Source organism: Exiguobacterium sp. HSB13, assembly GCF_056764755.1.
This window is the reverse complement of sequence record NZ_JBUZOM010000004.1, coordinates 185,947-199,240: the sequence shown is the minus strand read 5'-3', so window position 1 is coordinate 199,240 and position 13,294 is coordinate 185,947. Positions and strand designations below refer to the sequence as shown.

The window sequence follows — 13,294 nt, the reverse complement described above, 5'->3', positions numbered from 1 at the left end:
CACAAAGTAGACACATTCTGTTTTCTAAAAAAAGGGGTGACCGGGATGGAATGGCTCGTAGGTATTGTCGCAATCATCGGTACGTTCAGCATGGTCTTGTTCGTCATGATGGTTGGGATTCGTACTTCACACAGCATCGAACATGATGAAGTGTTCGATCAGACAGACTGGGATGAACATCTTCTGCATATGCCGCGTCCGACACGTTTTGAACAAGAAAATAAATGAAGCACGCCCCGGTCTCCCGTTTCAGAGACCGGGGCGTGTTATGCTAAAAGAAAAAAGAAAGGTCGTCGTTACTTGTGTCACGTCGTTTTGCTCTCATTTTATCAATCGTCTTCATTTCCGGATTCACGCAAGGACTGCTGATTCCATTGCTCTCTATTTTACTTGAACGTCAAGGGACTCCAGCCTTCATCAATGGTCTCAGCGCTGCCGTTCTATACATTGGTGTCATCGTCGCTGCCCCTCTCATGGAAGGTCCACTGCGACGACGTGGTTATATTCCGGTCATCTCGTTCGGACTCGCTCTTGTTGCAGTGGCCGTTTTCTTATTTCCACTCCTTCCGAGCGTCATCGCTTGGATGATTTTACGGTTCCTCGTCGGATTTGGTGATCAGACGTTACACTATGGATCACAAGTTTGGGTGACGTCCATTACTCCAAATGAACGGTTAGGACGAACGATGTCACTATACGGGATGGCATTCGGTCTTGGTTTTGCTCTTGGTCCTCTTGCAGTACCTCTCGTCGATGTCATCAACTGGCTACCGTTCGTGTTGACTGGTACATTGACGGTCATCGTCCTGATCTTGTTATCGCGTCTGCCGAACGAAAAACCATCCTCCGTCATGCCGGAGGAGCTACAAAGTGCTGCCTCACGGTATCGACTTGTCTTATCAACCGCTTGGTTTACATTACTTCCTGGCTTTACATATGGTTTTCTCGAAGCCACACTGAATGCCAGTTTTCCCGTTTTTGCGACGCGTAACGGGTACGGTCTATCTGAGACGAGTACCTTGATCACGACATTCGTCGTCAGCTCGTTGATCATGCAACTTCCACTTGGACGACTTGCTGATCACTTCGGAAAACGTCGGACGTTAGTAACCGTTCTTTCGATTGGCTCTGTCGCTTTCCTGGTTGCTTGCTTCGTCTTCGAACGATACGGTTGGTTGTTTGCGATTTTTGCTGTCAGCGGGATGGCACTTGGCTCGACGTACTCGCTCGGTGTCGCCTATATGACGGAACAGTTACCGCGACACCTTCTTCCGACGGGCAACTTGCTTGCAGGGATTGCCTTTAGTCTTGGTTCGATCCTTGGGCCGATTGCTGGCAGCTTGTTCGTTCTGCTTCCAGCTATGCTTTATTTCAGTCTATTCGTTCTGGTCCTAGCGACACTTGCGTTTCTCTTACGATACGCGAAACGTCACGAATCATCCCGGATCTAAAACAAAGGATCTTGCGCTAATCATGCGCAAGATCCTTTGTTTTATTTCACGATTCCTTCTTGCCGAAAACTCCGCCAGAGCTTATCGTCGATCGCATACGGCTGTTCTTTTGCACGATTCAGCTCTTCTGTCTCGAGCAGCACGACGACCTCTCGACCGTTGATTGACCACACTGAATCGTAACCTCTCTCCGCCTCGATGATTTCCACATCCACATCTCCATGGGTTTCCTTCAACTGCTGACTGACGCACGTTACGACGAACCGGGCAAACTCATCACGTGGACGACGAGTGGCAATGATCTTTCGAACGATCTCATTCCGTTCCATTCGTTTTCATCTCCTTCCGTTTTATAGTCGCACTAGCCTTTCAGACAAGGCCGAATCGGTCTTCACTTGACCGTACAGAAAAAAGCCGAACAGGTCGGCTTAAGCAACGAACGATTGGGAGTTACTTTGATTGAAACTATTTTTGCACGATTCTGAATCTTCGTCAACCTCGCTTTTGAAACCAAACAGGAAGGTACGTCGAGACTAAAATACCACTTACGACGAAGAGTAATCCGAGCAACGCTTGCGGTGGAATCGTCTCGCCCAAAATCAGGGCCGATAAACTGACACCATAAATCGGTACGAAGAACATGAACAATGACACTTTACTGACCGGATTATATTTCATCAGTAAGTTCCAAAGCGTAAATCCAGTTGCTGATAAGAAGGCAAGATACACGAGCATCCAAGCACTTGTCGTTGAAAAAGTGAACGGTGCGACGTGACCATCGAGAATGACTCCTGCGATGAAGAGACCGATTGATCCAATGACCATCGCCCATCCAGTCATCGGTGCCACAGGATAATGTGCCGAGTATTCTTTCGCGATTAAATTACCGAACGCTCCGGAAACCATTGCTGCAATCAACAATCCTTCCCCTACTCCAAACGAGACACCTTGCCCCCCTTGCGGCCAGTTGGCCAAGATAACACCTGTGAATCCAAGGAATAAGGCGAGTCCTTTAAACCGATTCAGTCGATCGTCTTCATATCGAAAATGAGCCAGCAACATCTGGAAGAACGAAGTCGATCCCGCAATAATTGATCCTTGTACGCCGGTTGATAACGACAAACCGATATAAAAGAAGACATACTGCAAGAACGTCAAAAAGAAGCCAAGACGACTATAGGCATAGGTCCGCTCCTTCAGCGTAATCGTCTGTTTGAAGACGAGGACACTGACGACAAGTAACAGCACACCTGCCAAAAAGAAACGATAGCTTGCGAACAGCAGTTGCTCTCCGTATTCCGAAGACGTGATCTGTAATAAGTCATAACTTTTTTTTATGAAGGGAAACGCACTTCCCCACAAAAAAGTCGTCAATAACGCAAAGACGACGAGTCCAATCCGATGGGTTAAAATTTTTTGCATCTTTCTAGTTCCTTTCCTGTTCCTTTTCACTGAAGCATGGTATAGTAATTCTACAGATAATAATAATTATAATCTAGAGACAATGAAACTCATTATCAATCAGTTAAACTCATTGATATATCACATTCTCATTCTCTTTCTATAATGATTTCATTTCTCATTTACATTTCGAAAGGAGTTTTAATATGACGACTTCCACTACTACCGATGTTCAACAGCGTTCCGTATTCCGTCATGCTTGGGATGAGCATCACGAATTGATTCTAGCATTGTTTAGCGGAATATTGATTTTAGTTGCTTACGGACTTGAAAAATTCAATGCGGCGTCTGCCGTTTATGTCACATTGTACTTATCCGCATATGTGATCGGAGGATATGCAAAAGCGAAGGAAGGATTGACGGAGACGTATCAAGAAAAAACGTTGAATGTCGAACTGCTGATGATTTTAGCAGCGATCGGTGCTGCTGCCATCGGCTACTGGATGGAAGGTGCGATCCTCATTTTCATCTTCGCGTTATCTGGCGCCCTTGAAACATATACGATGAATAAGAACGAACGCGCCCTACAAAGTTTAATGTCTTTACAACCTGAGGAAGCAACACGTCTGAATGCAAACGGACAACTCGAAGTCGTTGGAATCGAACAATTAGCGGTCGGTAACCTCGTCTATGTTCGTCCCGGTGAACGAATTCCGGTCGATGGTGTCATCGTTCGTGGTCAAGCAGCGATCGAAGAAGCATCGATTACAGGTGAATCGATTCCGGTTGAAAAACAAACGGGCGATACCGTCTACAACTCAACTGTCAACATGAATGGGGTCTTGACGATTGAGATGACGAAAGCTGCTGACGAATCGTTGTTCCAAAAGATCATTCATATGGTCCAAAATGCACAAAGTGAGCAATCACCATCTGCTCAGTTCATCGAACGCTTTGAAAGCCGTTATGTCAAAATCGTCCTCCTCGTTGTCGCACTCATGATGGTCCTCCCTCATTACGTCGTCGGTTGGACGTTTGAGACAAGTATTTACCGCGCGATGATTCTTCTCGTCGTCGCCTCACCTTGTGCTCTTGTTGCATCGATTACGCCTGCTGCCTTATCTGCAATTGCCGCATCTGCGAAAAATGGCGTTCTGTTTAAAGGAGGCGCACACATCGAGACACTCGGACAAGTCGACACGATCGTCTTCGATAAAACGGGTACACTGACAACAGGGAAACCCGTCGTCACTGAAAGTCGTTATGCGGAAGGCATGGACGTTCGAACAGTTCAGCAAGCGGTTGCTTCCATCGAAGCACAGTCGAACCATCCGCTCGCACAAGCGATCGTCAATCACTTAAAAACCGATGTCCGCGAACCATCAACGTTTAAAGATGTAACAGGATACGGAATTGAAGCAACCGTCGATGGCATCACCTATCGTATCGGTAAACGGGCATTCCACGATGGTTTAGACGATCCATTCGTCGCGATGGAACAGTCACTGAAAGAACAAGGGCATACGATCGTTTATGTCAGTAATGGAGCACAGATTGTAGCGCTTTATGCGTTACGTGATACGATTCGCCCAGAGGCTAAAACAGCGATTGCTGCCTTAAATGATCTCGGCATCGCAACGATCATGTTAACAGGTGATAATCCAGTCACGGCAGCTGCCATCTCACGTGAAGCAGGATTAACGGATTTCGTTGCTGAATGTCTACCGGAAGATAAGGTCCGCTATATCAAGCAATACCAAACAGAAGGTCGGACCGTCGCGATGGTGGGTGACGGCATTAACGATGCCCCTGCCCTTGCACTAGCACATGTCGGTATCGCAATGGGTGAAGGAACAGATGCCGCGCTCGAGACCGCTGACGTCGTCTTGATGAAAAACGACCTAGGTCGCCTTGCCTATGCCGTGCATAAGGCACGGAAGATGAACCGGATCGTCAAACAAAACATCACGCTAGCGATCGGTGTCATTCTCCTATTGATCGCATCGAATTTGTCCCAGTTCCTAATCATGCCGTTCGCTGTCGTCGGACACGAGGGATCAACGATTCTTGTCATCCTGAACGGTTTACGCCTTCTTCAACAGGATGCTTTACCAAGTCTTCCACAGCGTTCATCTGAGAAACGATTAGCTGCTTAACACGAAAAAACGTCTGATTGCCGCAAGGCAGTCAGACGTTTTTTCGTATTTTCATCCGAACGTGTTCGTCGGAATGGCATCAAGTTCCGCTTGTTCCTTCAAGCGCTTTTCTTCCATCTTTTTTGGATCCGCTTTTTTCATGAACCGTTCCCATGATGCGTTCAATTCAGAACCGAGTAAGATGATCAGCCCTGTGAAGTAGAGCCATAGTAACAAGATGACGACACTACCGAGCGAACCGTACGTTTGATTGTAATTCGAGAAGTTCGAGACGTAAAATCCGAATCCAACCGATAATAATTGCCAGACGATGACACCAAAGACGGCTCCTGGAATTGCCTCTTTGAATGTAATCGGACGCTTTGGTGCGACGCGGTAAAAAATCGACAGGATACCAATCAATAGAATCGTCGACACGACATATCGTAAGACCGTCAGTAGGATTTTTTGCCCCATATCGATCGGCAACACGAAGTTGGCAAGATACGTAATGATCGGACCACCGAGCACATTCAAGACGATCAGCAACAACATCCCGACTCCGAGCACGATCGTGAGTAACAAGGCAATCCCACGCGCTGCGACAAAACCACGGGGCGAGAAGTCACCATAGGCATGGTTTGCTGTCGTGATCAAACGATCGACCCCTTTGGAAGCAGACCAGACAGCAAGAATGGCACCAATCGATAACAGACCACCCTGCGGTTCTTTGATGGCTTGGAAAATTGTATCCGTGAACGTATTGACGGCTCCGCCTGGCGCTAGGTCCCGAATTTGTGACTCGAGTGTCTGACGATCGATGTCAAAGAATGATAAGACCGAAATGACGAAAATGATTCCTGGGAAAATGGATAAAAACCAGTAATAAGCGAGTGTCCCTGCATAATCCGTGATATTATGATCGGACATTCGCTGCTTTAAGTTCAGGGCAAGCCCTTTTGGATCGCGTGAATGCGCCATCGTCATCTCTCCTTCATGAAAAAGAGGCAGTCGAAGACCACCTCATTGTTTTAATATACTTTTCCCATTTTATTTCAACTAAAACCTCATTCGTTTTCAGAAAGGATTAATTCATAGAATGGTTCTGTCATTTCTGCCAGCTGTTTGGCAAGTGACGGTGGACGAATCGGTAACGAAGGTAGCTCCGAACGCTTGATCCAGACCGGTGTATAACCCGATCCTTCCTCTTCGAACTCTTCACCCGTACCCGTGCCAAACTGACCACCAATTGTTTTCGCCCAAAAATAAGGATTATCGAATCCATTAAAACGGACGATGGCGGCAATACCGGTCAACTCCACGTCGATTCCAAGTTCTTCATGTGCTTCGCGAATCGCTGTTTCTTCTAACGATTCTCCGTCATCTTTCCCACCGCCTGGAAAGACATAATACGTTTCGTTCGGTTTATCCCGTCGAATCAACGCAATTTCATCCTGTTCGTTTCGTAAAATGATTGCACTTCGTTGAATCGGCATGACGCCACCTCCCTTTTATCATTTCTACTTATTGAAGAGCATCTAGCATTTCAGGAACGAGTCCATTCTCTGTCGAAGCGATGACTTCTGCTGCGACCTTCATACCAAGCTTCAAAGCCTCTTCTGCTGACTTTTCTTGTGTCAATTCGGACAAGACTGCGGAGAAGAAGGAATCGCCTGCTCCCGTTGAGTCGACAACCTTCACTTTTTTCGTTCCGACGTGACCTGATGTCGCCGTACGACGATCAACGTAGACCGCCCCCAGTTCACTCATCGTCACGACCGTAAACGGAGCGCCCTTTTTCGCTAGCTCATTTGCTACATGAATCGCATCTTCGACCGTCACGATCGATAGATCAGACAGAATTTCAGCCTCTTCTCGGCTACAAATGAATCCAGTGAACCCTTGTAGCAGATGACGATTTCGTTCGATGACGCTCAAGTGACCACAAACACCAAACAATGGCAACTCCATCTTACGACATAAATGAATCAAACGTTCTAAGACCGTGACGGACAAATCCAAATCGATTGCAACGGCATCGACTCCATCGAGTGCATAGATCGATTGACGTAAAATCGCCTCTTCGAGCAACTTAGCATCCGGTTGTTTCGAGATCGATGTTTGCAAGTCACCCTCGTTATCCATGACAGCTAGCCACATACCCATTCCATGATCTTCTAACATTTCGACGTGATCCACATTCGCACCGTAGGATTTCAGCTCATCGAGCACTCCCACGCCAATCTGATCATTCGTAACCGTCGAGATAAAGCGAACTTCATTCCCGAGGACGGCTAGATTTTGTGCTACGTTGCGTCCTGTTCCTCCATTTGAAAACGTGATGTCTCCTACGTTTTTCGCATCCTTATGCAAAGGAGCGAACGAAGTTCCTTTTATGTCGACGAATACTTTTCCGATTACCGCGATTTTATTCATTTCAGTTCCACCTCTAACCATATTTCCTGATTTCCGACCTTGTTTGATCTTTCAGGCACATTGCTTCAATTATAGTAAAATTTTAAATCAGTGACAACCGAAGTACTTTTTTTCTAACTGTTCCCTATCTTCACGTAAAAAAAGTAGCAAGCGAATCGCCTGCTACTTTGAATTAAGATTAGATATTCGCGATCACGAGACTGATTGCGAGTAAGAGTCCGAAAATCGTATTCACTTTACCAGTCTGTGCCATACCAGGCATCAGTTTTTCCGGTGGCAAGTCTTCCCAGAAGAGACGGACTGCTTTGATCATGAGTGGAATACTTAACAACGCGAGTAACGCAAACCATGAGACTTCGAATGCGAGTACAGCAATAATGAGAGACAGGACAGCTGCCGCAAAAAATGCGATCAAGACGTATACGGCACGACGATGTCCGACGAGACAGGCAATCGTTTTACGTCCGTTGACCTTGTCATTATCCAAGTCCCGAATGTTATTCGCAAGCAGGATCGAGCCGATCAAGATGGCAACAGGTACCGAAATCGCAACGGCTTCCGTTGGTACATAACCAATTTGCAAGTATGCAGAGATCGCGATGATGATGTACCCCATGAAAAAGCCTGCAACGACTTCTCCAAATGGTGTATAGGCAATCGGTAGCGGTCCTCCTGTATAGATATATCCGACGAACATCGAAATGAGTCCGACGACAAGTAACCACCACGATGTCTCGATACACAGATACACACCGAGTAATGCCGAAATCCCGTACAATGTAAGTGCGAACGCTAGGATCGTTCCCGGCTTGAATCCATCACGCACGATCGATCCACCGATTCCGACCGATTCCTCCGTATCTAAACCCCGTTTGTAATCGTAGTATTCATTGAACAGATTCGTTGCGATTTGAATCAGCATCGACGCGATCAACATCGCCACGAACAAATCCAAGCGTATCGATTCCACGCGTGGTGCGACAACTGCCGTACCGACGACGACCGGAACAAAACTTGCTGTTAACGTATGCGGTCGTGTCATTCGCCAATAGACAGCGATTGATTTATTCATATAATAACCCCTTTCCTGTCTAAGTGTATCGGGTTTCGTTTTTTGCTGTCAATGTTCAATCAGAGATAGCTTATTCCTTCTTTTTTGTCCGCAAAAAGTTTACACTTAGATTAAGTGAAACATATCACAGTATCTATAGACTAGGGGGCAATGAGCGGTATGGCTTACGCTCAACAAGAGCTAAAACAGTGTATCGAACAGGCCGTCAGTCAGGCGAACGCCTCACAACGACCTATACTCGCTTCGTATTCATGGGAAATCGAAGCAACTGACATGCGTTCCCTCGAACAGGGTATCGAGGAACGATTTTATTTCGCGACACCTGATCGCTCGATGCGGGCCATCGGGTTTGGCATCGTACAACAACTTCAGGCTTCAGGAACGGATCGTTTTTTACGGATTCAATCGCAATGGGCAAACTTGAATCGCGATCATGTCGGTCATGATTTATTTGCGTTCAGCGGATTTTCGTTTACCGAGCTCAAACAACCGGATTATCGTTGGTCTTCCTTCGGAGACGCTTCGATGACGATTCCGAAGTTTTTATTTCTAGAACAAGATGGCAAGACACGTGTGACGATTTTTGCTCGCGTCGAGCCTATGGATCAAGTCGATTCGATTTTAAATGAACTCGCACTCGATTTCGCCAAAGTCAATCAACCGCAAGCATCGACTTCGACAGGCGTCACGCGCTTACGACTATCGCGGGACGGAAATGAAGCCTTTGAAGCTTCGTTCCATCAAGCGATGCACTACTTGGAGACGACACTTGAAAAAATCGTCCTGGCGCGCGAAGTCGTCTATGAGCTGGATCGTCCGCTCGACGTAGCCGCTGTCGTCGCTGAACTCGAAGATACGCAGCCCGGCAGCTACGTCTTCTGTTTCCAACCGAATCCGGAAGAAGCCTTCATCGGCGCTACACCGGAACGACTCGTCTTAAAACGTGGACGTCGTCTTGAAACGGCAGCCGTCGCTGGTTCTGCACCACGTCACGCGACGGATGAGATGGACGAAGCACTCGGTCAATCGTTATTACAAGATCAAAAGAACCGGGTGGAGCACGGAATCGTCGCGGATTCGATCGAACGAACATTATCTGTCTTTTCAGAGGAACTGGATTGTCCGGATACACCGATTCTCTTGAAGAATCGCCATATCCAACATCTTTATACACCGATCACAGCTCATTTAAAAGAAGATGTGACGTTATTCCAATTAATCGAAAAACTGCATCCGACACCTGCGCTTGGGGGCGAACCAAAGCAGTTAGCAGTCGATGCCATCCAAGAAATCGAGACGTTCGAACGAGGATGGTACGGTTCACCTGTTGGTTGGATGAACGGACAGGATGACGGGGAATTCATCGTTGCCATTCGATCTGGATTATTTACAGAACGGGCGGTCATTCTTTATGCCGGTTGTGGTCTCGTCGAAGGCTCTCATCTCGATAGTGAACTGGCAGAGACGGAAACTAAACTATCACCGATGGTCCAAGCACTTGGACACGTCGGTTCGATTGAAAAGGATGATATTTATGTTGACTAAGTGGATGCATACGTTAATTGATACGCTCGTCGCTTCTGGTGTCCGGGACTTCGTCATCAGTCCCGGTTCCCGTTCGACACCACTTGCCATTGCTGCTTTTCTGCATCCTTCTAGCCGTACCCACGTCCTTGTTGACGAACGGTCGGCTAGTTTTTTTGCTTTAGGTCTAACACGGACGGACGAACGCGTTCGTCCCGTTGCGTTGATTTGTACGAGCGGTACCGCTGCGACAAACTATTATTCAGCAGTGACTGAAGCGAATATCTTTGAACTTCCGTTGATCGTCTTGACCGCCGATCGACCACACGAATTACGGAATGTCGGTGCGCCACAAGCCATTGATCAGGTCGGTCTGTACGGAAAGCAGGTTCGGCATGCGTTTGATCTTCCTTTAGCAGAAGAAGCAAGTCTTCCTTACGTCGCTCATGTCGCACAACGTGCAACCCTACTCTCCCTGACGGAACCAGCAGGACCGGTTCAAATCAATGTTCCGTTACGTGAACCCCTCGTACCGGAACTCGATCTCTTACGGACAGGGCGTCCGGTCGGTGTTTTACCTGAACCAACACCGGGAGTAAACAACGCTTTAGCGACCGCACTTCAAGAAGAACGTCTTCTGTTTGTACTTGGACCACAACTTACTGCGGCGGACAGTCAGGTTGTCATCTCGTATGCGAAACAAGCAAGGATTCCGGTGTTAGCGGATCCACTCAGTCAAGGACGACAATCGCATGATGCTCACGTTTTTGCCTATTACGATACATGGCTCAAACATCCCGCTAGCGCTCAGCACGTCAGACCAGACCGAATCATTCGTTTCGGTGCTATGCCGACGTCAAAACCTTATCTGCTTTGGTCTCGGGATATTCCGACGACAGTCGTCGGTCATCCAGGAAACTGGCGCGACCCGCAACTTCATTCGGATTTCGTAATTGGTCACGCGCGACAACTCGCGCATCACGAACCCGTTCCACATGATCCTGCGTATCTGACACTGTTGCAACAGGCGGAGCGACGCGTCGCCGATGCTTTTGCGACAATCGATCAAGAAAAGATGACGGAATATAACGTCGTCCGTGCATTGGCGACGTTACAGGACGGAAGTCTCTTCGTTTCGAACAGCATGCCAATCCGGGATGTCGATACGTTCCTACCGACAGGAACACCGCTTCGTCTACTCGCGAACCGAGGAGCGAACGGGATTGACGGGATTCTCTCCAGTGCGCTAGGAGCAACGTTTGACGCCAAGCATCGCTACTTACTCGTCGGTGACTTGGCGTTCATTCATGATATCAACGGTCTGATGACAGCACGGACGCTTCCGCTAACGATCATTCTCGTCAACAATGCGGGTGGCGGCATCTTTAGCTTTTTACCGCAACAACAACTTGAGCAAGAAGTCTTCGAACCACTCTTCGGCACACCGCAGCATCTCGACTTCGCTTCTCTCGCCTCCGGCTACGGCGTAACTTATCAGGCTATCGATTCGATCGCCGCGTTACGTCAAGCACTTGCGGAAGAGACGAACGTCACTCGGATTCTTGAAGTCAAGACGACACGAACAGAGAACGTACAGATGCACCGTTCGATCTGGGACGTGACGAATCAAGCGCTATCCGAGGTGTTCCAATGATTTTGCGTGGGCATACGTATCATGTGAAAATCGAGGGATCGGGTCCACCGCTCCTATTGCTTCATGGTTTTACAGGCACCCTCTCGACGTGGGACCTGCTAAGTGAGCATTTATCGACCCACTTCACCGTCTACCGTCTTGATTTGATGGGACATGGAAAAACGACACCGGCGTCTGAGCAACGAATGCGTTTGACGCAACAGGTCAAGGATCTCGAGGCACTGCTCGCTACGCGATCCGAGCCATGGATCGTCCTTGGATATTCGATGGGTGGACGAATTGCTTTAATGCTGAGCGTCGCCTCTGAACAAATCGCTCGGACGATTGCTGTTAGTACGACACCCGGTATCCAGACGGCAAGCGAGCGAAAAGTACGTCGTGCATCGGATCGAAAGTTAGCGGAGCGACTTGAAAAAGACGGACTCAATGCTTTCATCGATTACTGGGAGACACTTGGACTATTTAAACCCCAAGCCCTTCTCAAAGAACAGCAACGCACGCAACTGCGTCAGGAGCGCATGTCCCAAACGGTTGAAGGTCTGAGTGCTTCTTTACGTGCACAAGGTACAGGGAGCATGCCATCCCTTTGGTCATGCCTTCCGAAAGAGATTGATTGGATCGTCGGGGCAGAGGATGAAAAATTCCGTGCCATCGCTTCACGCGCGGCATCACCTGAAAAAATTCACGTGATTTTACACGCTTCGCACGCCCCACATATCGACCAACCGCAAAAGTTTGTTACAATGGTAGAGAATCTACTTATTCATCACTAACATATTGGGGGAATTCAAATGAAATATGCTCCGGAATGGGTATCAGCCCGCAGCTATGAAGACATCAAATATGAACAATGGAACGGGATCGCAAAAATCACGATCAACCGTCCTGAAGTTCGCAATGCGTTCCGACCACACACGGTTCACGAACTCATCGACGCATTTTCACGTGCACGTGACGATCAAAATGTCGGCGTCATCATCTTAACAGGTGAAGGCGATCTCGCATTCTGTTCTGGCGGAGACCAAAAGGTACGCGGACATGGTGGATATGTCGGTGACGACGAAATTCCACGCTTGAACGTCCTTGATCTTCAACGTTTGATTCGTGTCATCCCAAAACCAGTCATCGCTATGGTCGCAGGTTATGCGATTGGCGGCGGACACGTCCTTCACCTCGTGTGCGACTTGACGATCGCTGCAGACAACGCCCGCTTCGGACAAACTGGTCCAAAAGTTGGTTCATTCGATGCTGGATATGGCTCTGGTTACCTCGCACGCGTCGTTGGACATAAGAAAGCGCGCGAAATCTGGTACCTCTGCCGTCAATATGACGCACAGCAAGCACTTGATATGGGACTCGTCAACACGGTCGTTCCACTCGCAGATCTCGAGCAAGAAACGATTCAATGGTGTGCTGAAATCCTTCAACATTCACCAACGGCTCTTCGTTTCCTCAAAGCGGCATTCAACGCCGACTCAGATGGTCTTGCAGGGATTCAGCAACTCGCTGGAGACGCTACGTTGCTGTACTACACAACAGACGAAGCAAAAGAAGGACGCGATGCATTCAAAGAAAAACGCAATCCGGACTTCGGACAGTTCCCGCGTTTCCCATAATGAAA

At 48.0% G+C, this 13,294-nt stretch carries 12 protein-coding genes and 1 pseudogene; 7 read left to right on the top strand and 6 right to left on the bottom strand.

The annotated features are described in order from the left end of the window. Nucleotides 1-45: 45 nt before the first annotated feature. Both ACZGCQ_RS15825 and ACZGCQ_RS15820 read left to right on the top strand, forming a co-directional pair. Complete coding sequence (locus tag ACZGCQ_RS15825) at nt 46-228, top strand: hypothetical protein (RefSeq protein WP_029340894.1); 183 nt, start codon at nt 46-48, stop codon at nt 226-228. 68 nt (nt 229-296) lie between these two features. Continuing rightward, nucleotides 297-1,451 (top strand): annotated as a pseudogene (locus ACZGCQ_RS15820) (MFS transporter); the annotation flags it as partial. Nucleotides 1,452-1,492: 41 nt separating this feature from the next. Here ACZGCQ_RS15820 and ACZGCQ_RS15815 read toward each other — a convergent pair. Next, the gene (locus tag ACZGCQ_RS15815) at nt 1,493-1,780 is read right to left on the bottom strand and encodes a hypothetical protein (RefSeq protein WP_481266818.1); all 288 of its coding nucleotides are present in this window, start codon (nt 1,778-1,780) and stop codon (nt 1,493-1,495) included. Between the two features lie 163 nt (nt 1,781-1,943). Beyond that, entirely contained in the window at nt 1,944-2,873 is a 930-nt protein-coding gene (locus tag ACZGCQ_RS15810; protein WP_481266817.1) for a DMT family transporter, read from the bottom strand. A 185-nt stretch (nt 2,874-3,058) separates the two neighbouring features. Between ACZGCQ_RS15810 and ACZGCQ_RS15805 the strand changes: the two genes are divergently transcribed. Continuing rightward, entirely contained in the window at nt 3,059-5,008 is a 1,950-nt protein-coding gene (locus tag ACZGCQ_RS15805; RefSeq protein ID WP_481266816.1) for a heavy metal translocating P-type ATPase, read from the top strand. Between the two features lie 51 nt (nt 5,009-5,059). Here ACZGCQ_RS15805 and ACZGCQ_RS15800 read toward each other — a convergent pair whose 3' ends face one another. The 4 genes from ACZGCQ_RS15800 to ACZGCQ_RS15785 all read right to left on the bottom strand — a co-directional run bounded on the left by ACZGCQ_RS15800 (nt 5,060) and on the right by ACZGCQ_RS15785 (nt 8,495). Then, entirely contained in the window at nt 5,060-5,968 is a 909-nt protein-coding gene (locus ACZGCQ_RS15800; RefSeq protein WP_029340889.1) for a YihY/virulence factor BrkB family protein, read from the bottom strand. Nucleotides 5,969-6,054: 86 nt separating this feature from the next. Next, nucleotides 6,055-6,483, bottom strand: a complete 429-nt coding sequence (locus tag ACZGCQ_RS15795; protein WP_034785907.1) for an NUDIX hydrolase — start codon at nt 6,481-6,483, stop codon at nt 6,055-6,057. A 28-nt stretch (nt 6,484-6,511) separates the two neighbouring features. Beyond that, on the bottom strand, nt 6,512-7,423 hold the full coding sequence (locus ACZGCQ_RS15790) for a guanosine-inosine kinase (protein WP_029340887.1): 912 nt from the start codon (nt 7,421-7,423) through the stop codon (nt 6,512-6,514). A gap of 178 nt (nt 7,424-7,601) precedes the next feature. Next, nucleotides 7,602-8,495, bottom strand: a complete 894-nt coding sequence (locus ACZGCQ_RS15785) for a 1,4-dihydroxy-2-naphthoate polyprenyltransferase (RefSeq protein ID WP_481266815.1) — start codon at nt 8,493-8,495, stop codon at nt 7,602-7,604. Between the two features lie 159 nt (nt 8,496-8,654). On the opposite strand from ACZGCQ_RS15785, the gene ACZGCQ_RS15780 reads away from it, so the two are divergent. From ACZGCQ_RS15780 to menB, 4 genes are read left to right on the top strand one after another with little or no spacing between them, the layout of a single operon-like run. Beyond that, entirely contained in the window at nt 8,655-10,040 is a 1,386-nt protein-coding gene (locus ACZGCQ_RS15780; RefSeq protein WP_481266814.1) for an isochorismate synthase, read from the top strand. Continuing rightward, complete coding sequence (menD, locus tag ACZGCQ_RS15775) at nt 10,030-11,673, top strand: 2-succinyl-5-enolpyruvyl-6-hydroxy-3-cyclohexene-1-carboxylic-acid synthase (RefSeq protein ID WP_481266813.1); 1,644 nt, start codon at nt 10,030-10,032, stop codon at nt 11,671-11,673. Before ACZGCQ_RS15780 ends, menD begins: the two co-directional genes overlap by 11 nt. Beyond that, nucleotides 11,670-12,446 carry a 2-succinyl-6-hydroxy-2,4-cyclohexadiene-1-carboxylate synthase gene (gene menH / locus ACZGCQ_RS15770; RefSeq protein WP_481266812.1) on the top strand — a complete coding sequence of 259 codons (777 nt, stop codon included), beginning with the start codon at nt 11,670-11,672 and terminating at the stop codon, nt 12,444-12,446. Before menD ends, menH begins: the two co-directional genes overlap by 4 nt. Before the next feature lie 18 nt (nt 12,447-12,464). Then, a complete protein-coding gene (menB, locus tag ACZGCQ_RS15765; protein ID WP_023469886.1) occupies nt 12,465-13,289 on the top strand; it encodes a 1,4-dihydroxy-2-naphthoyl-CoA synthase in 825 nt (274 codons plus the stop codon). Nucleotides 13,290-13,294: the final 5 nt, after the last annotated feature.

Coding starts and splice junctions, on each gene's coding strand:
- ACZGCQ_RS15815 (WP_481266818.1), bottom strand. CDS start 1,780: ATGGAACGGAATGAGATCGTTCGAAAGATCATTGCCACTCGTCGTCCA.
- ACZGCQ_RS15795 (WP_034785907.1), bottom strand. CDS start 6,483: ATGCCGATTCAACGAAGTGCAATCATTTTACGAAACGAACAGGATGAA.
- ACZGCQ_RS15825 (WP_029340894.1), top strand. CDS start 46: ATGGAATGGCTCGTAGGTATTGTCGCAATCATCGGTACGTTCAGCATG.
- ACZGCQ_RS15785 (WP_481266815.1), bottom strand. CDS start 8,495: ATGAATAAATCAATCGCTGTCTATTGGCGAATGACACGACCGCATACG.
- menH (WP_481266812.1), top strand. CDS start 11,670: ATGATTTTGCGTGGGCATACGTATCATGTGAAAATCGAGGGATCGGGT.
- ACZGCQ_RS15780 (WP_481266814.1), top strand. CDS start 8,655: ATGGCTTACGCTCAACAAGAGCTAAAACAGTGTATCGAACAGGCCGTC.
- menB (WP_023469886.1), top strand. CDS start 12,465: ATGAAATATGCTCCGGAATGGGTATCAGCCCGCAGCTATGAAGACATC.
- ACZGCQ_RS15790 (WP_029340887.1), bottom strand. CDS start 7,423: ATGAATAAAATCGCGGTAATCGGAAAAGTATTCGTCGACATAAAAGGA.
- menD (WP_481266813.1), top strand. CDS start 10,030: ATGTTGACTAAGTGGATGCATACGTTAATTGATACGCTCGTCGCTTCT.
- ACZGCQ_RS15805 (WP_481266816.1), top strand. CDS start 3,059: ATGACGACTTCCACTACTACCGATGTTCAACAGCGTTCCGTATTCCGT.
- ACZGCQ_RS15800 (WP_029340889.1), bottom strand. CDS start 5,968: ATGGCGCATTCACGCGATCCAAAAGGGCTTGCCCTGAACTTAAAGCAG.
- ACZGCQ_RS15810 (WP_481266817.1), bottom strand. CDS start 2,873: ATGCAAAAAATTTTAACCCATCGGATTGGACTCGTCGTCTTTGCGTTA.